This is a genomic window from Paraburkholderia sp. BR10937 (assembly GCF_040965695.1).
Classification (GTDB): Bacteria; Pseudomonadota; Gammaproteobacteria; order Burkholderiales; family Burkholderiaceae; genus Paraburkholderia.
Genome location: NZ_JBFRCL010000045.1, coordinates 50,081 through 69,563, shown reverse-complemented (window position 1 = coordinate 69,563; position 19,483 = coordinate 50,081). Strand labels below are relative to the sequence as shown.

Here is a 19,483-nt window from a genome sequence, read left to right as displayed (position 1 = left end):
CATGCCTGATGACCATAGCGAGCTGGTCCCACCCCTTCCCATCCCGAACAGGACCGTGAAACAGCTCCACGCCGATGATAGTGCGGATTGCCCGTGTGAAAGTAGGTAATCGTCAGGCTCCTCATGCAGTACGTCCAGAACCCCGGTGTCTCCGAAAGAGCACCGGGGTTCTGGCGTTTGGGCGCTGGGAAATAAAAGGCTAGCTGGTCGTTCACTGAACGACGCAGCAAAACCACCTCACGGCCAGCTCGACTGGCCGCGGTGAGATTCAGGCAAGGGGCGCGCCGACGCGGTGCCGGCGCTGGGTTCAGTGCCTGCGGCGAACCCGGTCGAGCACGTGATGCTCGGCCAGCCAGTGATGCATCATGCCTTCGCCGTCGTGCTCTTTCCGGTAGGCGCGCGATTCGAAGATCGATAGCCCAAGCAGAACCAGCAGACCCACAGCAAGACCGATCAGACCCGCAATAGTTTCGGCATCCATGGCAGCCTCCTGTCGATTGCAGCCATGTCCGTATCTTAGAACAGTGTCGCAACGGAAAAAATAGCGAGTGCAGCCGCTTCGCTACCTGGCCGGCGCGCCGCTCAGATCACTATTAAGAAAGGATTTCAGGCGATGTACCGTGTTTATCTGGCCCTTGCAATGGCCGCATTGCTTTCGGCGTGTGCCGAAAACGCAACGACTCACCGCCACGGCACCCCGCCGCAGGATCCGCCCGACTACCACGGTGTGCCGACCGACGACCGGCCGCCGATGATGATCGACAACCCGCCGCCTGCTAAGTAAGAGCGCCGACTGCCGGCGCGAGCGCTGTCAGCGCAGCTGCACAGACACCGGCACGATCGCGCCGCTGATGCGCGGTAGCAAGGGCGAGAGCGTCAGGCCGCGCGCGGCCATGAAGACGAGCAGGGCGATCCACAACCCGTGATTGCCGAGCGGCCCAACCAGCGCCCATGACGCGCACAGAAACACAGCCAGCGACACCGCCATGGCTTGCATGAGTTCGCGTGTGCGCGTTGCGCCGATGAACACGCCGTCCAGCAAAAAGCCCCAAACGGAGATGAGCGGCGAAAGCGCGGCCCATGGGAGGAATGCCTGGGCGGCGGCACGCACTGACGGCTGGTCGGTTAGCTGCCTGATGATCCACGGGCCGCAGGCCCAATAGACCAGAGAAAAACCGAAGGCGCCCAGCGCTGCCCAGAACAGGTTGATCTTCACGGCCTGGCGAAACGCATTGCGATTACCTGCGCCGATCGCCGCGCCTACCAGCGCCTCGGCTGCATGGGCGAACCCGTCAAGACCGTAGGCCATGAAGGTCTGGAAGTTGAGGAGCAGGGCGTTCGCGGCAAGGATCGCGTCGCCTTGCTTCGCGCCCAGATGCGCGAACCATCCAAACGAGCCCAGCAGGCAAAGCGTACGCAGAAAGATATCGCGATTGATCGCGACGAGGCGTTTGAGCGCTGCTGGCTCGAGCACAATTTGCAACGCGAGCGGCGCGAGCCCGCGAGGACGAAGCCTCCACAGCACGCAGGCGCCGAAGACAAAACCAAGCGTATCTGCCGTAGCCGTCGCCGCGCCGATCCCGGCGATGCCCCACCGCAGCCCGTACACGTAGGCGAGCACCGCAATGACGTTCGTCAGATTGATGAAGATCTGCGAAAGCAGCGCAATGCGCACGCGCTGAGTGCCGAGCAGATATCCGAGCACGACGTAGTTCGCCAAAGCGAAAGGCGCAGAGCCAATACGCGCAAGGCAGTAGACCCCGGCGTTGCGTTGCACGTCTGCGCTGCCGCCAATGGCCGCGAGCGTGTAGTGGATCAAGGGCGATTGAATCAGCAGGATCGCGGCGCCGATCGCGAATGCGAGCAGCAGGGCGCGCACAACATTCGCGCGCAATGCGGGGAGGTCGCGGGCGCCGTAGGCCTGTGCGACGAGTCCCGTCGTCCCCATGCGCAGGAAGCCGAAACCCCAGAACACGAAGTTGAAGAACAGGCCGCCTAGTGCGACGCCGCCAAGATCGGCCGCGCTGCCAAGGTGGCCTGCCACAGCCGTATCGACGGCGCCGAGGATGGGCTGCGTGAGATTGGCGAGGACGATGGGAAACGCGAGCGTCAGCACGCGTCGATGCCAGCCTCGCTGGTCGGGCAGGGCTTCCGCGCCGCTCAAGCGCGTTCCTGCACGCACACCCAGGGCGAGACGACGACCGCCCACAACTCCGGCTTGCGTGCCGCGTAATCGGCTGCGGTTTCCGCCGGCATACGGGCGACGAGGCCCGAAGACAGCCATTGCATGACGACCGCACTGTCGTCGTTGGCGATGGCCTCTGCCACGCTGACGAGGTCGAGGTCGCGCGCCACGCTCAGCAACTTGCCTTGCGCGAAGAAACGTTCGAGATCCTGCCAGTCGATTTTGGCGGTTTCGCCGAGCAGCCTGGCGTACGTCGGACTGGGGTTGGCGTCTTCGATAGTCATGGTGATTGGAATTTCGTTGCGGCCGATACTATAAACGATAGTCTGCCAGCAGACCGGCGGCCCGATGGCGAACGGCGGATCCGCGGTATTAATCACATTAATAAGTCGATATCCAGGCTTGCGACGCCAAAATACAGACAATAAGCCACATTAAATCAGCAAACATCTGAGCTAAGCACGGTGCGAATTGGTGTTTCAAATTTGTACACCACACCGGATAAATGCATAGTTGCGTGCGCTCGCACACTAAAGCCGGCTGCCTCGAAAATGCGAAAAATACCATGCTTTAAACCGACGATTCCGGCTTGCAAACCCCCTCGCCAAAACCATGTTCTTTAGCCTGATCGGGCCGTCCAGCAAGCCTTTTCGCCGATTGACGACTTGTCGATGTGTGTCACTGATGCGTCCGATCTTATGGCCCGCAGCAGTTGATTCGGCGTCCTCATTCGTTGCTGAAAAGTGATGCGACGCATAATCCGTGCGCCGTAGCACATTTTCGCGCTAATTAAGTGATTGCGCCGCAGGAAGCGCGTTGATAGATTGCGATTCGGCGCATGGTAAACCGGTCCTTTGCCGATATGCGCCAAACCCCCGTTAGCCCGGCGCCATGCCGGGCTTTTTTTCGTCCATTGATTTGGCTGGCCGTAGCGGCCCGTCTCAACGTGCGGGAAGTTCGCGAGTCGGATCGATCGAGCGTCCCTGGTATCGCAGCTCGAAATGCAGCATGACGCGATCGTTGTCGCTGCTGCCCATTTCCGCGATCTTCTGCCCTTGCGCGACGCTCTGGCCTTCCTTCACGAACAACGCCTGATTGTGCGCATAGGCCGTCAGGTAATCGCCGCTGTGCTTGATGATCAGCAAGTTACCGTAGCCACGCAGACCATTGCCGGCATAGACCACGGTGCCGGGCGCCGCGGCGACGACGGGGGTGCCGGCCGCATTGGCGATGTCGATGCCCTTCGAGTTGCGGCCGTCAAAGTTGCGGATGACCTGGCCGCTGGTCGGCCAGACGAGCGAAATCGACGGGGCGGCCGCCGCCGAAGGTGCGGACGAAGGCGCGGATGCCGTATCGGTTGTGTCGGCGCTCTCGCGCGGGGCAGTCGCTGCGCTACGCGGCGCGGTGCGGGCGCTCGCGGTGCCGGCGGGCGGCTCTACGCGCAGGACCTGGCCGACTTCGATGGCGTCGGGGTTCGACAGATTGTTCCAGCGCACGATGTTCTGCACGGACTGGCGATTGCTGCGTGCGATCTTGTACACGGTGTCGCCGCGTTCCACGCGATAAAAGCCGGGGCCGACCGGAGCCGATCCGCACGCCGCGAGCAGCGCAACGAGCGCCGCACATGCAATCCGTCTGATTCCTGGTGCCAACATTGAACCTCGCATGACCTTGCCTCGACGGACCACGATCCGCCGCGCTGGCAAAACGCCTGATTTTAGCGGGTTTGCCAGCGCAACTGGGGTTTTGCCTGACGAATGCCTGACGCGGGCGGCAGCATCCATACCGGCGCCGGCCCAGCACGGCGCCGGTGCGCGCGATCAGCCGCCGAGCGTCTCGACGCCGATACGCAGCGTCGCCGTCTCCGTTTGACCCGGTGCGAGCCAGCGCAGGCCGAGCCCGTTGTGGATCGCGTCGGGCAGACCAAGCCAGGGTTCGACGCAGTAGAAGTCGGAGTCCGCGGCTTCCGTCCACGTCGTGACGGCGTACCAGGGAAGCGAGCCGGGCCGGTTCAGGTCGATCGTCACCGCGCGGCCGAGTCCCGGCGCTACGAAGCGCACCGGCGAGGCGGGCGGCGTTGGCTCGAGCACATGGAAGCGGTCGATGATGCTTGCGTCGTCGAGCCTGTATTGCGCTTTGCCGGGTTCGGGCGCACTGATCGAACCGTCCGCGAGTTGATGACGGCGCTGGCTCGCCGGCAGGTCGAGCGTCGTCTGCGCGCGCTGGGCGTGGGGCAAGGCGAAGTAGAAGTGATGGCCCGCGTACCAGGGAAGCGGATCCTGGCCGGTATTGGTCGCCGCAAGCGTCACGTCGAGCGTATGCGCGTCGGCCAGCCGGTAGACCGCCTCGAGGCGAAAGGAGAACGGGTAGCCGGCGCGGGTGGCGTCGGAGTCGACGAGCGTCATTTGCAGGCCGTGCCCATCGTCGTCGACCTGCGCCGTGAACGGCAGATCGCGCACGAAGCCATGCATCGGCAGATCGCGAACCACGCCCTGGGCGTCGCGCCAGCGCCCGATCTGGCCGTCGACACGATGGCGGCCAAGGAAGGGGAAGAGCAGCGGATTGCCGCCGCGCACGCGTGCCGGCTCGGCCCAATTCGCATTTTCCGGCCACACGATGACCGGCTGGCCGCCGACGAGCCACGAGAGCAAACGGCCGCCGGCCCACGGCGCGAAGCGCAGCGTCGAGGCACCGCGGGTGAGGGTGAGGATGTCCTGTTCTGGATGGGCGTTCATGGGCGGGCCTGGAGTGGGTGGAAGAAGGGTGGCGCGGATGCGCCGGACAGAGGCGGATTTTGCGCCGCTTTCTCATGCGTGAAAACCCTCGTCGGGAAAGCGTGGGTGTCGTTGGCGGACAAGAGTCAGCATAATCCGCATGACCGTGCGGTGGCGCACAGAGCATTTTCGCAGGAGACCTCCCCATGGACCTCGCAATGGCAATGAGCATGGCTCTGTTCAGCCTCTTTGTCGGTAGCAGCGCCTATTTCTTCTACAAGATGGCGCGCTGATCGCGCCGCGTTCCGTCCCCCTCGTTTGATTCCCGCGAGCGCGACACGCACGTTCGCGCCAGGATCCCTGCATTCGCAGCCAATTTTGTTGCGGCGCAGTAACTTTTCTGACAAATCCATCTTCAAGCTTGGCGCTGCAATACGGCCCAGGCATAATCGGTGCGCTTTGCCGCACCGGCTCCGCAACGGTCCGGCCCCTTACACCACCATTACGAGGATCCGCGCGTGAGTCTCTGGTTTCTATTCTTCCTGAGCGTGTTGCAAGGCGTCACCGAACTGTTTCCCGTGAGCAGCCTCGGCCATACGCTGCTCGTGCCGGCGCTGTTCGGCATGCACATCGACAAGCACGCGCCGCAATTGCTGCCGTTCCTCGTCGCCTTGCACCTGGGGACCGCAGTTGCGCTGCTCTGGTATTTCCGCGAGCGCTGGGTCGCGTTGATCAGCGGCTTCTTTGCCTCGCTGGGCGGTCGCAAGAACGACGACGGGCACATGATGTGGGCGCTCATCATTGGTACGATTCCGACGGGTATCGTCGGCCTCGTGCTCGAAAAACGCATCGAAGCCATCTTCCACGATCTGCGCATCGTCGCGGCTGCGTTGATGGTCAATGGCGTGCTGCTCTGGTTCGGCGATCGCCTCCAGCGTGCCCGTGCGCATCGTCCGCCCGAGAAACTCACGTTCCGGCAGGCCTTTCTCGTCGGCCTCGCGCAGATCGGCGCGCTCATTCCCGGCTTTTCGCGCAGCGGCCTCACGATGATCGCCGGCAATGCAGCGGGCCTGACGGCAGAAAAGGCTGCGGAGTTCTCGTTCCTGCTCGGCACGCCGATCATCTTCGCGGCTGGCGTGCTCGAACTGCCCAAGCTCTTTCACGCGCGAGATCAGTTGATGACTGCGGTCGTTGGCGGCGTGCTCACGGGTATTGCGGCCTGGCTGAGCGTGAAGTTCCTGATGAGTTATTTCGAGGGACGCGGGCGCCTCGCATCGTTCGGTGCGTACTGCCTGATCGCGGGCGCGATTTTCCTTGGCTGGTTCGCGTTGCATCAGCAGCCGGTTTGATTTAGGCGCGAAGGCCCTTGGCAAGCGTCATGAGCGAGGCGCGACCGCGTGAGGCGATCGCGGTATAATCCAGCCCCGTCTTCGCGAGGCCCGCTTGCGGCCTTGCGCACGTTCACGCGACAGTAGCTCAGCTGGATAGAGCATCGGCCTTCTAAGCCGAGGGTCGGGGGTTCGAGCCCCTCCTGTCGCGCCAGTGTTTTCAGGCACTTAGCCCGGTTTTTGTGACCGGGCTTTTTGCTGTCTGGCGTTCGGGTAACCGCCATTTAACCCGATATCGTCAACCCAGAGCCGCGCGCAGTACGTTGAGCACGTCGAGTACCGTGCCAGCGTGGTCTGCAGCAATAGAAGATTCGGGCCAAAGCCTCGCAGAATTGCCCGCCATCCAGTTCGGCGGGTTCCCGTTCCCTCGCTAATTTGCGGGCCGCTGACCCGTGGAGAGAATGGTGCTCAACGTGGTGCCGCCGATAGACTCGCACGTCACGGGCTTCGGATCGATCCACTGCACAGCGACTCCGCGCACGACCGGGCGGACCATACGCCACGGCCAAAAGCCAAAGCGTTGACTCCCCGTGTATTCAACGATTGCATCGGCGCCGTTCGACTGAGCGTATGCGGCCATCTTGGGCAGGATGTCTTCCACACTTCCATAGGTGCCCTTGCCGATCTTCAGTTTCTTGACGACCCTGTATTTCTGATCGGAGGGCGGGAGCTGCGAGAAAAAGCAGAAGTCGCCCAGGCTGCTAGCACGGTCAGTCGATGGGTTCGTAAGGTTCAATTCTTCCTCGGACGTGGGGTCCGCCGGAGAGTCAGCCGCATACGCGGTGCAAGTTCCTACTCCCATAGCAATCAGCGCCGCGACTATCGGGCGCTTGAAGTGTTGTGGCCGTTTCATGGATGGTCTCATCGTTGTATGCGCCTCGGGACCGGCGCGTTTTTATGAACTGGGAGGGTAAGCGAGCGGGGTGCAATTCGCAACCGGTCCTGTAGCTTCGCCATTGCGGCTACTCTCGATAGTCGTAGTGTGCTGAAAGTGTGTTCGGGAGCCGGTTCGAGCCCCTCCTGTCGCGCGCCAGATCAAATAAACAAGAAGCCCGGCCTTCACTGCCGGGCTTTTTGCTTTTTCACACACGACGAATGCAGGCCGATTCAAACCCTCACGCCACGAGCCGCAAAGGCACCGGCTCCTCGGCCGCCTGCGCGAGAAAAACCATGCGTTGAAACTCGTGAGGGTTCGAAATGCCGGGAATCGGCGTAGCGATCAGGCCCCCGCCGCCCACGACGAGCGAGCCATAGTCGAATATCCGGCCGATCAGGCTTTGCTCGATCCGCACGCTCTCGATCTTCGCGAGCGTCAACTCCACCGTGTGACGGCGCACCGCGCCGAACCTGGCCACCACGCGCTTGTTGGTCACGGCGAATTCCGTCGTCCACCAGGCGAGCAGCGACGCGCCGAACAGACCCAGCCCTGCGGCAAAAAAGCTCACCGCTGCGAGCGGCGAGGTCCCCATGGTGCCGATGAGCACGCCCCAAACCATGAGCAAAAGGCTCAGTGTGATACGCGGACCCATCGCCCAGAAGCAGGGGTGTCCCTCGCAGACGATCCTTTCGCCTGGTAGGAGAGTCGATTCGACGTATTTCACAATGACCTCCGTCAAGATTTGTGCAGTAATTAATCTGTAAGGTAGTGCATCTTGCGGCGTAGGATCCGTGGTCAAACGTCGCGGTTCCGCGCCCCGCCGGCGCATCGTGCGTGCAAGGGACGATGGATTCGTGGCGCAATAAAAAGGGCAGCCCGAGGGCTGCCCGCAAAACCGGATGAGCAACATCCGGCAATCGATGGTCCGATGGCTTGTCAGCTTGTCAGCTTGTCGCGCGCTTAGAGCTTGACGTCGAGCGCGTTGGTCAGGTCGCCCATCGGCTGGGCGCCGTTGCTCTTGAGCGCGGCGTCGCGGCTGGCGAGTCCCGGCAGCGTGGGCAGCGAGAAGCGGCGCGTGATGAGGCGCAGGATCGAGGTCGTGTCGTACTGCGTGTGGTCGACGTAACCTTTCTTCGCGTACGGCGAAATGACGAGCGCCGGAATGCGCGAGCCCGGGCCCCAGCGGTCGCCCTTGGGCGGTGCAACGTGATCCCAGAAGCCGCCGTTTTCGTCGTAGGTGACGACCACGACCATGTTGTTCCACTGCGGGCTCTTCTGCAGATGCGCGATGACGTCCGCGATGTGCTGGTCGCCGCTTGCCACGTCCGTGTAGCCCGCGTGCTCGTTCAGGTTGCCCTGCGGCTTGTAGAACGCTACGGCAGGCAGCGCGCCTGCATCGATCGCCTTGATGAACTCCGTGCCGTCCATGCCGCCGTCGAGCAGGTGCTTCGCACGTGCGTCGGTGCCCGGCGCGTAGTTCGCGAAGTAGTTGAACGGCTGGTGGTGCGGCTGGAAGTTCGGCGCCGTCATGTTCGCGCCGTAGATCACGCCCGACGTGCTGTTCTGTGCCGCGCTCACGGCCGCGCCCCATGCGCCGCTGTACCACGCCCACGTCACGCCCGCGTTCGAAAGCAGATCGCCGATGTTCTGCGCCGTTTGCGCGGGCAGCGTGGAGGCGTTCGACGGGTCGGCCAGGTTCGTGTCACCGCCCGAAGCCGCTGCGTTGCCGCTCGGCTGATACGGTGGCTGCATCGTGTTGACCGCGTAGAAGTCCGGCGTCAGGTTGCCCGACTTCACGAATTTCGGAACGCCATCTAGCGCCGACTTCGGCGAGTTCGATGCGAGCGTGAGCGAGACGCCATCGGCGTCCACGGTCGAGATCGTCGGCTTGGCCGGGTTCGTGTCCGCGTTCGCGTAGTACGGCGTGCACGCACAGATCAGCCACTGGTGATTGAGGAACGAGCCACCGAACGCGCCCATGAAGAAGTTGTCGGCGAGCGTGTATTGCTGGGCGAGCTTCCAGAGCGGCAGCTTTTCGGCGCTCGTCGTGTAGTGCCCCATCACGAGACCGCCGGAGTCGCCGTAGGCCGCGAACATGTCGTTCTTGCCGCCGTGGATCTGCATCTGGTTCTCGTAGAAGCGGTGATACAGGTCGCGCGTCGTGACCGAGAGCGGTACGTTGTAGCCCTTCGCGTCGTCGATGGCGAACGGCGCATTCGGCATGTTCTCGGTCATCGCCGCGGTCACGACGGGCGTGACGCCCGTTTGCGTGAGACCGTTCCAGACGGTCGGCAGCGTGGCCAGCACGGAGCCGTCGCGATCGAGTTGCTGCGCGCTTTGCGCGCTCACGTTCTGCAGGCCGTTGGCGTTCGGGAAGCTGCCGTAGAGGTTGTCGAAGCTGCGGTTTTCCGCGTAGATCACGACGATGTTCTTCACCGACGAAAGGCCGGGCTTGCTGCTGTCGTTGCCGCCGCAAGCCGCGACGGCCAATACCGACGCCGCTACCGCGATCGGCGTGGCATAGAACCATTTTCTGTTGATCATTTTTCTCTCTCGCGTTGGGGGCCCGCATGGAGGCCGGCGCGAATGACACCGGTCTTCGGGCGAGGCGCAGTGTCGCAACGGATTTTGACAGCGATATGTAAAAAATTACATTTAGCTTTTTTGCGGCCTTTGATTGCATGACATATGTCTTACGTCATGTCATTGGAGCGTCACATCCCTGACATACGCTTTCGCGACTTCGATGCGCGGCTGAGCGCATCGGCATTCGCACTGCAGCGGCGCGCCACCACGCGCGCGCCGCGCTCAAGCTTCGGGGACCAGGCATGTTGCGTAGATTGGCGCGTCGTTCGGCGCGAACGGAAGGTCAGACGCGGGCTCGATCGCACGGCGGCGCGCGCCGCCACGCGGGGCGCTTCGTGGTGGCGGCGGGGCTGTCGATGCTGCTGGCGGCATGCGACGGCGGCACGTCCGCTTCCGCCGACGCTGATGCGACGACAGGTGCATCCGGCAGCGCCTCGCGCGCGCACGACGCCAATGCGAACGCACGCGCCGTACAGGGCGTGAAGCTCATAAAGATCGCCGCTCCGGCGCAAGGCGGGCAGACGCGTGCCGAGGTCTATGCGCAGGTGCGCCGCATGACGGCGCTCGGCAAGCAGATGTTCTTCGACCCGTCGCTCTCGGGCTCGGGCAAGCTGGCATGTGCGTCGTGCCACAGCCCGGACCATGCGTTCACGCCGACGAACTCGCTCGATGTGCAGATCGGCGGCGCCGACATGCGACGCCAGGGCATGCGCGCCGTGCCGACGCTCAAGTATCTGCAGGCGGTGCCGGCGTTCGCCGAGCACTATCACGACTCCGACGACGAAGGCGATGAAAGCGTCGATGCCGGACCGACCGGCGGCCTCACGTGGGATGGCCGCGTCGATCGGGGCTCGGACCAGGCGCGCATTCCGTTGCTCTCGACGTTCGAGATGGCGAGTTCGCCGCGGAAGGTCGCCGAAGCGGTGCGCGCGGCGCCCTACGCGGGCGCGTTTCGCGAGGCCTTCGGCGCGCGCGCCCTCGCCGACGACGATGCGACTTTCAAGGCAGTACTGAAGTCACTGGAGACCTTCGAGCAGTCGCCCGAAGTGTTCTATCCGTACACGAGCAAGTACGACGCGTACCTGGCCGGCAGGGCCACGCTCAGCGCCGCCGAACTGCGCGGGCTGCAGCTCTTCAACGACGAGAAGAAGGGCAACTGCGCGAGCTGCCATATCAGCCAGCGCGCAAAGGATGGCTCGCCCCCGCAGTTCAGCGACTTCGGTCTGATCGCCGTGGGCGTGCCGCGCAACCGCGCGCTCGCCGTGAATCACGACCGCAAGTTTTTCGATCTCGGCGCATGCGGCCCGGAGCGCACGGACCTCGATCACCGCGCGGAATTTTGCGGGCTCTTCCGTACGCCGACGCTGCGCAACGTCGCGCTCAAGAAGTCGTTCTTCCACAACGGCATCTATCACTCGCTCGAAGACGTGCTGCGTTTCTACGCGCGGCGCGACACGAATCCGGAGGAGTTCTATCCGGTGGTGAAGGGCAGGGTGCAGAAGTTCGACGACCTGCCGCAGCGCTACTGGGTGAATCTCAACACGGATCCGCCGTTCGATCGCAAGCCGGGCGACGAGCCGGTGTTCAGCAACGCCGAAATCAAGGATGTGATTGCGTTTCTCGATACGCTCACCGACGGCTGGCAACCGGGCACGCATTGAGCATCAACTGAGTGTGAACTGGGCGCGCGGCGTCAGACGCCCGCGATCAGCAGGCAGGCACCGGTGAGCACGAGGAAGGACGCGAGCAAGCCGACCGTACCGATGCGCACGGTGGCGTCCGGCCAGCGCGGCACGTGCTCGGGACGGAACGTGAAGTTCGGGCCGCGCGCCTGATGTTTCGGCGTGTGCGTGTAGTGCGCGACGAAAGACATCAAGCCAACGCAGATGAGGGCCAGCAGGACCGCAAAGCCCCTCAATGCGATGGCGTAAGTCATGTCGGATAAACCGGATGGGCTGTAAGTGAGCGAGGCAGCCATCGTAGTGATCGCCTTTCTCCTGCACCATCGGATCAATCCGAAAAGGACCCGGCCGCCTGCGCGCGTTCGGCCTTGCTGGGCGAGCCGAAAAAAAGGGCGCGTGTTATGCTTTTCGTCGATTCGTTCAGTCCGCCGAGGAGAACACACAATGTCCAGCATGCCCCGAACCCGTCACACGCTGAGCGCCCTGGGCGCGGCGCTCCTTGTCGCCGTCGGCATGGGTAGCGCGCACGCCGCCAACCTGGGTTTCCTGAACAACACGCCCATGTCGTTCATGACCCAGGCCGACTACAGCTCGCTCCAGAACGCCGTGCGCGATGCCGTCGAGCGCAAGGCCGATGGCGAGAGCGCGTCATGGTCGAACGAAGGCTCGCGCAACGGCACGCGCATCACCTCGACCATCACGCCGTCGAATACGCAAAAGGAAGGCGACAAGACGTGCCGCGATACCGAGGTCGTCATCAACGCGAAGGGCCAGTCGATGACACTGCGTCCGCACTTCTGCCGCACGGGCCAAGGCGCCTGGGTTTTCCAGAAGCAGCACTGAGCGCGCAGTGAACGGCAAGATCGTTTCGTGCGGCATCGTGCTGCTCGATCCTGAAGGCCGAGTGCTGCTCGCGCACGCAACTGGCACGAATCACTGGGACATTCCGAAGGGGCAGGGTGAGCCTGGCGAGAGCGAATCGCAGAGCGCGCGCCGCGAGATGGTCGAGGAGACCGGCATCGATGTTGCGGCGCCGCGCCTCGTCGATCTCGGGCGCTACGTGTACCGGCGCGACAAGGATCTGCATCTCTTTGCCGCGCGTGCGAGCGCCGATGAACTCGACCTCACGCGTTGCGTTTGCGTGTCGTTGTTTCCGCGCCGTGAGGACGGTGTGATGATTCCGGAAATGGACGCCTGGCGCTGGACCGTGCCCGGCGAAGTGGATCGCTACGCGAGCCGCAGTCTCGCGCGGCTCTTTAGCATGTCGCTCTCGCTCGCGGAACTGCATCGCAGACTGTGAGCCGGCGTTTCGATTGAGACGCGCCAGCCGCCGAAATGAAAAAAGCCCGCACGAATCCGTGCGGGCCTTTTGTTGCCGGCAGCAAGCGCGGCGCGAGCCTTACTTGCCCCAGCTGTCGCGCAAACCGACGATGCGGTTGAATACCGGCGCACCCGGCTTCGAATCGTAGCGGTCGGCGACGAAGTAGCCATGGCGCTCGAACTGATACCGGTCTTCCGGCGCTGCGTCGCGTGCGCCCGGTTCCAGATACGCCTGCACCACGCGCTTCGAATCCGGATTGAGCGCTTCGAGGAAGTCGCGGCCGCCTGCGTCGGGCTGCTCTTCGCGGAACAGGCGATCGTAGAGGCGCACTTCCGCCGGGCACGCGTGCGCTGCGCTGACCCAGTGAATGTTGCCCTTGACCTTGTAGTTGTTCGCGCCATCCGTGCCCGACTTGCTGTCCGGGAAGTAGTTGCAGTGCACGGCGATCACGTTGCCGTTCTCGTCCTTGTCCGCGCCCGTGCATTCGATCACGAAGCCATAGCGCAGACGCACCTTGTTGCCCGGGAACAGGCGGAAATAGCCCTTCGGCGGCGTCTCGTTGAAGTCTTCGCGCTCGATCCACAGTTCGCGCGAGATCGGGAACGTGCGCAGGCCGCGCTCCGGATGATGCGGATGCACGGGGGCCGTGCAGTCCTCGCTCTGGCCTTCGGGATAGTTGTCGATGATGAGCTTGAGCGGGTCGAGCACGGCGGCTGTGCGCGGCGCCTTGTCGTCGAGGTCGTCGCGCAGCGCGCCTTCGAACACGCTCATGTCGATCCACGAATCGACCTTCGTCACGCCGATGCGCTCGCAGAAGAGCTGGATCGCTTCGGGCGTGAAGCCGCGGCGGCGCACGCCGACGATGGTCGGCATACGCGGGTCGTCCCAGCCTTCCACGTGGCCTTCGGTCACCAGTTGCAGCAGCTTGCGCTTGCTCGTGATCGCGTAGGTCAGGTTCAGGCGCGAAAACTCGATTTGCTGCGGCAGCGGGCGCGTGAACACGCCGGCGTCGGCCAGTTCATTGAGAACCCAGTCATACAGCGGGCGATGGTCTTCGAACTCGAGCGTGCACAGCGAATGCGTGATGTTTTCCAGCGCGTCCGAGATGCAGTGCGTGTAGTCGTACATCGGGTACACGCACCACTTGTCGCCGGTGCGGTAGTGATGCGCGAAGCGGATGCGGTAGATCACCGGATCGCGCATGTTGAAGTTCGGCGACGCCATGTCGATCTTCGCGCGCAGCACATGCGCGCCTTCCTCGAATTCGCCCGCCTTCATGCGGCGGAAGAGGTCGAGGTTTTCGTCGACGGAGCGATCGCGGAACGGCGAGTTCTTGCCGGCTTCGGTGGCCGAGCCGCGGTTCGCGCGCATCTCTTCCGGCGACTGGCTGTCCACGTAGGCCTTGCCGCGCTGGATCAGCAGTTCGGCGAACTCGTAGAGCTTGTCGTAATAGTCGCTCGCGTAGAAGAGGTATTCCTGGTCCTCTTTCTTCCACTCGAAGCCGAGCCACGTCACGGCGTCGATGATCGAGTTGACGTACTCGACGCTTTCCTTTTCCGGGTTCGTGTCGTCGAAGCGCAGGTGGCACACGCCGCCATAGCGCTTCGCCACGCCGAAGTTCAGGCAGATGCTCTTCGCGTGGCCGATGTGCAGATAGCCATTCGGCTCCGGCGGGAAGCGCGTTTCGACACGCTGGGCCCACTTGCCCGACTGGTTGTCGTCGTCGATGATGTTGCGGATGAAATTGGATGCCGCAGGCGCGTCCGTGCGGTCGGCGTCTTTACGTTCGGTATTCATGCGAAAAGGGAGTCGTTCGAGGGCGCCCGTCAAAAGGATAAAAGCGCGTAACTGGGCACCCGATGGTGTCTTCCATTCTACCTGACGCGACCCGCCGTGCCAGTCCCGGTGCCGGATCGTCGCGCGGACCACAACAAGCGAGGGGGAAACGTGACGACGAGCGAAACGGCTGTGCTGGTGCTGCCGGGCTACATGGATTCGGGGCCGGGGCACTGGCAGACGCGCTGGGAAGCCGCGCATGCGGGCTTTGCACGGGTGCAGATGCCCGACTGGATGCACCCGGACTGCGACTCGTGGTGCGCGGCGCTGGAGGCTGCCGTACGACGCGCGCCGGCCGGCGTGCGCTTCGCCGCTCACAGCCTCGGCTGCCTGACCGTGGCGCACTGGGCTGCGCATCACGCGAGCGCGGCGACATGCGCGAAGGTGGCCGGCGCGCTGCTGGTGGCGCTACCCGATCCGCACGGTCCCGAATTTCCGCGCGACGCGCGGGGCTTCGATCCGGTGCCGCTGGCGGCGCTGCCGTTCGCAAGCGTTGTGGTCGCCAGCGGCGACGATCCGTATGGGGGCGTTGCGTTTTCGCAGCGCTGCGCGAAGGCGTGGGGCAGCCGCTGGATCGAGATCGGCGCGCGCGGGCACATCAATGCGGATAGCGGGCTCGATGACTGGCCGCAGGGGCTGGAGTGGCTGATGTCGATGGGCAAACAGGGCGGCTAAGGCCAAGCGGCCGCTCCGGCACCTTGCGGTTACACCACGCCCTTGCTGCGCAACGCCGCCACTTGCTCTTCGCCGTAGCCGAGCACTTCGCGCAGTACCGCATCGGTATGCTCGCCGAGCGTGGGCGGATGGCTCGCCACGCGCGGCGGCGTCTCGCTCATGCGGATGGGGTTGCCCACCAGCCGCGCCGTGCCGCCCGAAGGGTGCGGCACGTCCACCTGCAGCCCGCGCGCGATCACCTGCTCGTTCTCGAACACTTCCGCGAGGTTGTTGATCGGCCCGCACGGCACGCCTGCGGCTTCGAGCGCGCCGATCCAGTCGGCTTTCGTGCGCGTGCGGATCAGATCGGCAACGATCGGCACGAGCGTGTCGCGATGGCGCACGCGCGCCGGATTGGTCGCGAATCGTTCGTCGTCGGCAAGCCCGGGCTGGCCCGCCACCTCGACGAACTTGCGGAACTGCCCGTCGTTGCCGACCGCGAGGATGATCCAGCTATCGCTAGTCTGGAACGCCTGATAGGGCACGATGTTGGGATGCGCGTTGCCCCAGCGCGCGGGCGGATTGCCGCTCGCCAGGTAGTTCGAATTCATGTTCGCGAGCATCGCCACCTGCACGTCGAGCAGCGCCATGTCGATGTACTGGCCCACGCCCGTGCGGTCGCGGTGCGCGAGCGCCGTCAGCACGGCAATGGTCGAATACATGCCGGTCATGAGGTCGGCGATCGCGACGCCCGCCTTTTGCGGGCCGCCGCCCGGCAGCGCGTCGCGCTCGCCGGTGATGCTCATGAAGCCGCCCATGCCTTGCACGATGAAGTCATAACCCGCGCGCGAGGCGTAGGGCCCGGTCTGGCCGAAGCCGGTGACCGAACAGTAAATGAGGTCGGGCCTCACCTCGCGCAGCGACTCATAGTCGAGGCCGTATTTCTTCAACTGGCCGGCCTTGTAGTTCTCCAGCACGACATCGCTTTGCGCAGCGAGCTCGCGCACGATGCGCTGTCCCTCGGGCGTGGCGATGTCCACCGTCACCGAGCGCTTGTTGCGGTTCGCGGCGAGGTAGTAGGCGGCCTCGACGGTGTCCTCGCCATCGGGCGTCTTCAGATACGGAGGGCCCCAGTGGCGCGTGTCGTCGCCGACGCCGGGGCGCTCCACCTTGATCACGTCGGCGCCAAAGTCGGCGAGGGTCTGTGCGCACCACGGTCCGGCGAGGACGCGGGTGAGATCGAGTACGCGGATATGGCTGAGAGCGCCCATGCTGTGTCTTCCAATGTCGTTCTAAGGCGGGCCGCGAGCGCGCGTGGTGCGCCGGCCGATGCCGCCCATGGTAAGCGAAAAGCCGCGGCATGGGCCAATATTCGGTACGAAGTTCCGCAGTGCGGAACAAAATCGCCTGACCCGCCGTGTCGCCGCGCGCCCTGTCGCTCCCATGCAAACCACGCCGGACGCGCCGCCGCGAGCGCGCGACGATCCCGTATAATCGTTCGATTCAGCACCGGGGTTTTCGCGAGTAACGTGGGCCCCGGGGCGCGACCACGACAAAGATTCAGCACCGTACGCCCCAGGAAGGACCCAACGCACGCCATGAAAGCCGCCGACATCCGCGAGAAATTCCTCAAGTTCTTCGAATCGAAGGGCCACACGATCGTGCGCTCGTCGAGCCTCGTGCCGGGCAACGACCCGACACTGCTCTTCACCAACTCGGGCATGGTGCAGTTCAAGGACGTGTTCCTCGGCACCGAAAAGCGCCCGTACTCGCGCGCCACGACCGCGCAGCGCAGCGTGCGCGCGGGCGGCAAGCACAACGACCTCGAGAACGTCGGCTACACGGCGCGTCACCATACGTTCTTCGAGATGCTCGGCAACTTCTCGTTCGGCGACTACTTCAAGCGCGACGCGATCCACTACTGCTGGGAGCTGCTGACCAAGGTCTACGCGCTGCCGGCGGAGAAGCTCACGGTCACCGTCTACAAGGAAGACGACGAAGCCTTCGACATCTGGGCGAAGGAAATCGGCGTGCCGGTGGAGCGCATCATCCGCATCGGCGACAACAAGGGCGCGCGCTACGCTTCCGACAACTTCTGGCAGATGGCCGACACCGGTCCCTGCGGCCCGTGCTCGGAAGTGTTCTACGACCACGGCCCGGAAATCTGGGGCGGCCCCCCGGGATCGCCTGAAGAAGACGGCGACCGCTTCATCGAGATCTGGAATCTCGTGTTCATGCAGTTCAACCGCGACGCCCAGGGCAACATGACGCCGCTGCCCAAGCAGTGCGTCGACACGGGCATGGGTCTCGAGCGTCTCGCCGCGGTGCTGCAGCACGTGCACAGCAACTACGAGATCGATCTCTTCCAGAACCTCATCAAGGCGGCCTCGCGCGAAACGAACACGCCCGACCTCACGAACAACTCGCTGAAGGTCATTGCCGACCATATCCGCGCGTGCTCGTTCCTGATCGTCGACGGCGTGATCCCCGGCAACGAAGGCCGCGGCTACGTGCTGCGCCGTATCGTGCGCCGCGCGATCCGCCACGGCTACAAGCTCGGCCAGAAGAGCGCGTTCTTCCACAAGCTGGTGGCGGATCTCGTCGCGGAAATGGGCGCCGCCTACCCGGAACTCGCCGAAGCGCAGCAGCGCGTGACGGACGTGCTGCGCCAGGAAGAAGAGCGCTTCTTCGAGACCATCGAGCACGGCATGTCGATTCTCGAAGCCGAACTCGCGGACCTCGAAGCCAAGGGCGGCAAGACGCTCTCGGGCGAACTCGCGTTCAAGCTGCACGACACGTACGGCTTCCCGCTCGACCTCACGGCCGACGTTTGCCGCGAACGCAACGTCACGGTCGACGAACCGGCGTTCGACGAAGCGATGGCGCGTCAGCGCGAGCAGGCACGCGCGGCAGGCAAGTTCAAGATGACCCAGGGCCTCGAATACTCGGGCGCCAAGACGACGTTCCACGGCTACGAGGAAATCGCGTTCGACGACGCGAAGGTCGTCGCACTCTACGTGGACGGCGCATCGGTTACCGAAGTGAAGACGGGCCAGGACGCCGTGGTGGTGCTCGATCACACGCCGTTCTACGCGGAATCGGGCGGCCAGGTGGGCGACCAGGGCGTGATCTCGAACGCGAGCATCCGTTTCGCCGTGGCCGACACGCTCAAGGTCCAGGCCGATGTGAGCGGCCACCACGGCACGCTCGAGCAGGGCACGCTCAAGGTCGGCGACGTCGTGAAGGCGGAAATCGACGCCATCCTGCGCGCGCGCACGGCGCGCAACCACTCGGCCACGCACCTGATGCACAAGGCGCTGCGCGAAGTGCTCGGTTCGCACGTGCAGCAGAAGGGCTCGCTCGTCGACGCGGATAAGACCCGCTTCGACTTCGCGCACAACGCGCCGATGACGGACGACGAGATCCGCCGCGTCGAGCAGATCGTCAACGCGGAAGTGCTCGCGAACGCGCCCGGCATCGTACGCGTGATGTCGTACGACGACGCGGTGAAGGGCGGCGCGATGGCGCTGTTCGGCGAGAAGTACGGCGACGAAGTGCGCGTGCTCGACCTCGGCTTCTCGCGCGAGCTGTGCGGCGGCACGCACGTCACGCGCAGCGGCGACATCGGCTTCTTCAAGATCGTGATGGAAGGCGGCGTGGCCGCGGGCATCCGCCGCGTGGAAGCGATCACGGGCGACAACGCCGTGCGCTTCGTACAGGAGCTCGATGCGCGCGTGAACGCGGCGGCGGCGGCGCTCAAGGCGCAGCCTTCGGAACTGACGCAGCGTATCGCGCAGGTGCAGGACCAGGTGAAGTCGCTCGAGAAGGAACTGGGCGCGCTCAAGTCGAAGCTCGCTTCGAGCCAGGGCGACGAGCTCGTGGGGCAGGCCATCGAAGTGAACGGCGTGCACGTGCTGGCCGCGACGCTCGATGGCGCCGATTCGAAGACGCTGCGCGAGACCGTGGACAAGCTCAAGGACAAGCTCAAGAGCGCGGCGATCGTGCTGGCGGCTGTCGACGGCGGCAAGGTCAGCCTGATCGCGGGCGTGACCGCCGAGGCGAGCAAGAAGGTCAAGGCCGGCGAACTCGTGAACTTCGTCGCCCAGCAGGTCGGCGGCAAGGGCGGCGGCCGTCCCGACATGGCGCAGGCAGGCGGCACCGAGCCGGCCAACCTGCCGGCCGCGCTCGCCGGCGTGAAGGGCTGGGTCGAAGCGAAGCTGTAATACGACGCGTCGCGGCG

At 64.3% G+C, this 19,483-nt stretch carries 18 protein-coding genes, 1 tRNA gene and 1 rRNA gene; 9 read left to right on the top strand and 11 right to left on the bottom strand.

Features of this window, described 5'->3' with window-relative positions; all coding sequences use genetic code 11:
* Positions 1-4: 4 nt before the first annotated feature.
* Positions 5-118 (top strand): 5S ribosomal RNA (rrf, locus tag AB4Y44_RS30235).
* A 189-nt stretch (positions 119-307) separates the two neighbouring features.
* Here the strand turns inward: rrf and AB4Y44_RS30230 are convergent.
* Positions 308-481, bottom strand: a complete 174-nt coding sequence (locus AB4Y44_RS30230) for a hypothetical protein (protein WP_165822956.1) — start codon at positions 479-481, stop codon at positions 308-310.
* A 132-nt stretch (positions 482-613) separates the two neighbouring features.
* Between AB4Y44_RS30230 and AB4Y44_RS30225 the strand changes: the two genes are divergently transcribed.
* Complete coding sequence (locus AB4Y44_RS30225; RefSeq protein WP_368701630.1) at positions 614-784, top strand: hypothetical protein; 171 nt, start codon at positions 614-616, stop codon at positions 782-784.
* Between the two features lie 27 nt (positions 785-811).
* Here AB4Y44_RS30225 and AB4Y44_RS30220 read toward each other — a convergent pair whose 3' ends face one another.
* The 4 genes from AB4Y44_RS30220 to AB4Y44_RS30205 all read right to left on the bottom strand — a co-directional run bounded on the left by AB4Y44_RS30220 (position 812) and on the right by AB4Y44_RS30205 (position 4,920).
* Complete coding sequence (locus AB4Y44_RS30220; protein WP_368701629.1) at positions 812-2,164, bottom strand: MATE family efflux transporter; 1,353 nt, start codon at positions 2,162-2,164, stop codon at positions 812-814.
* Positions 2,161-2,469 (bottom strand): DUF2288 domain-containing protein, encoded by a 309-nt coding sequence (locus tag AB4Y44_RS30215; RefSeq protein ID WP_342924605.1) that lies wholly within the window; start codon positions 2,467-2,469, stop codon positions 2,161-2,163. The genes AB4Y44_RS30220 and AB4Y44_RS30215 overlap by 4 nt, the downstream gene beginning before the upstream one ends.
* 657 nt (positions 2,470-3,126) lie before the next feature.
* Complete coding sequence (locus tag AB4Y44_RS30210; protein ID WP_342924604.1) at positions 3,127-3,840, bottom strand: peptidoglycan DD-metalloendopeptidase family protein; 714 nt, start codon at positions 3,838-3,840, stop codon at positions 3,127-3,129.
* Positions 3,841-4,005: 165 nt separating this feature from the next.
* Positions 4,006-4,920 carry an aldose epimerase gene (locus AB4Y44_RS30205; protein ID WP_368701628.1) on the bottom strand — a complete coding sequence of 305 codons (915 nt, stop codon included), beginning with the start codon at positions 4,918-4,920 and terminating at the stop codon, positions 4,006-4,008.
* Between the two features lie 497 nt (positions 4,921-5,417).
* On the opposite strand from AB4Y44_RS30205, the gene AB4Y44_RS30200 reads away from it, so the two are divergent.
* Positions 5,418-6,248 carry an undecaprenyl-diphosphate phosphatase gene (locus AB4Y44_RS30200; RefSeq protein ID WP_342924602.1) on the top strand — a complete coding sequence of 277 codons (831 nt, stop codon included), beginning with the start codon at positions 5,418-5,420 and terminating at the stop codon, positions 6,246-6,248.
* A 116-nt stretch (positions 6,249-6,364) separates the two neighbouring features.
* A tRNA-Arg gene (locus tag AB4Y44_RS30195) sits at positions 6,365-6,441 on the top strand.
* Between the two features lie 216 nt (positions 6,442-6,657).
* On the opposite strand, the gene AB4Y44_RS30190 is transcribed toward AB4Y44_RS30195, so the two are convergent.
* The 3 genes from AB4Y44_RS30190 to AB4Y44_RS30180 form a co-directional block, all read right to left on the bottom strand.
* Positions 6,658-7,140, bottom strand: coding sequence for a hypothetical protein (locus tag AB4Y44_RS30190; RefSeq protein WP_368701627.1), 483 nt, complete (start codon positions 7,138-7,140; stop codon positions 6,658-6,660).
* A gap of 262 nt (positions 7,141-7,402) precedes the next feature.
* Positions 7,403-7,783, bottom strand: coding sequence for a PH domain-containing protein (locus AB4Y44_RS30185; protein WP_368701626.1), 381 nt, complete (start codon positions 7,781-7,783; stop codon positions 7,403-7,405).
* A gap of 341 nt (positions 7,784-8,124) precedes the next feature.
* Complete coding sequence (locus AB4Y44_RS30180) at positions 8,125-9,708, bottom strand: acid phosphatase (RefSeq protein WP_368701625.1); 1,584 nt, start codon at positions 9,706-9,708, stop codon at positions 8,125-8,127.
* 398 nt (positions 9,709-10,106) lie between these two features.
* Between AB4Y44_RS30180 and AB4Y44_RS30175 the strand changes: the two genes are divergently transcribed.
* Positions 10,107-11,411, top strand: coding sequence for a cytochrome c peroxidase (locus AB4Y44_RS30175; RefSeq protein ID WP_342924612.1), 1,305 nt, complete (start codon positions 10,107-10,109; stop codon positions 11,409-11,411).
* Positions 11,412-11,443: 32 nt separating this feature from the next.
* On the opposite strand, the gene AB4Y44_RS30170 is transcribed toward AB4Y44_RS30175, so the two are convergent.
* Positions 11,444-11,728, bottom strand: a complete 285-nt coding sequence (locus AB4Y44_RS30170) for a hypothetical protein (protein WP_368701624.1) — start codon at positions 11,726-11,728, stop codon at positions 11,444-11,446.
* 148 nt (positions 11,729-11,876) lie between these two features.
* On the opposite strand from AB4Y44_RS30170, the gene AB4Y44_RS30165 reads away from it, so the two are divergent.
* Together AB4Y44_RS30165 and AB4Y44_RS30160 are read left to right on the top strand one after the other, a co-directional pair.
* Positions 11,877-12,275: an RT0821/Lpp0805 family surface protein gene (locus tag AB4Y44_RS30165; RefSeq protein ID WP_342924597.1), complete on the top strand. Its 399-nt coding sequence runs from the start codon at positions 11,877-11,879 to the stop codon at positions 12,273-12,275.
* A gap of 7 nt (positions 12,276-12,282) precedes the next feature.
* Positions 12,283-12,732 (top strand): NUDIX domain-containing protein, encoded by a 450-nt coding sequence (locus AB4Y44_RS30160; RefSeq protein ID WP_368701623.1) that lies wholly within the window; start codon positions 12,283-12,285, stop codon positions 12,730-12,732.
* A 99-nt stretch (positions 12,733-12,831) separates the two neighbouring features.
* Here AB4Y44_RS30160 and AB4Y44_RS30155 read toward each other — a convergent pair whose 3' ends face one another.
* Positions 12,832-14,550 carry a glutamine--tRNA ligase/YqeY domain fusion protein gene (locus AB4Y44_RS30155; protein WP_368701622.1) on the bottom strand — a complete coding sequence of 573 codons (1,719 nt, stop codon included), beginning with the start codon at positions 14,548-14,550 and terminating at the stop codon, positions 12,832-12,834.
* A gap of 150 nt (positions 14,551-14,700) precedes the next feature.
* Here AB4Y44_RS30155 and AB4Y44_RS30150 point away from each other — a divergent pair, with 150 nt between their 5' ends.
* Complete coding sequence (locus tag AB4Y44_RS30150; protein ID WP_368701621.1) at positions 14,701-15,264, top strand: RBBP9/YdeN family alpha/beta hydrolase; 564 nt, start codon at positions 14,701-14,703, stop codon at positions 15,262-15,264.
* A gap of 29 nt (positions 15,265-15,293) precedes the next feature.
* On the opposite strand, the gene AB4Y44_RS30145 is transcribed toward AB4Y44_RS30150, so the two are convergent.
* Positions 15,294-16,514 carry a CaiB/BaiF CoA transferase family protein gene (locus AB4Y44_RS30145; RefSeq protein WP_368701620.1) on the bottom strand — a complete coding sequence of 407 codons (1,221 nt, stop codon included), beginning with the start codon at positions 16,512-16,514 and terminating at the stop codon, positions 15,294-15,296.
* A gap of 327 nt (positions 16,515-16,841) precedes the next feature.
* On the opposite strand from AB4Y44_RS30145, the gene alaS reads away from it, so the two are divergent.
* Positions 16,842-19,466 carry an alanine--tRNA ligase gene (gene alaS, locus AB4Y44_RS30140; protein ID WP_368701619.1) on the top strand — a complete coding sequence of 875 codons (2,625 nt, stop codon included), beginning with the start codon at positions 16,842-16,844 and terminating at the stop codon, positions 19,464-19,466.
* Positions 19,467-19,483: the final 17 nt, after the last annotated feature.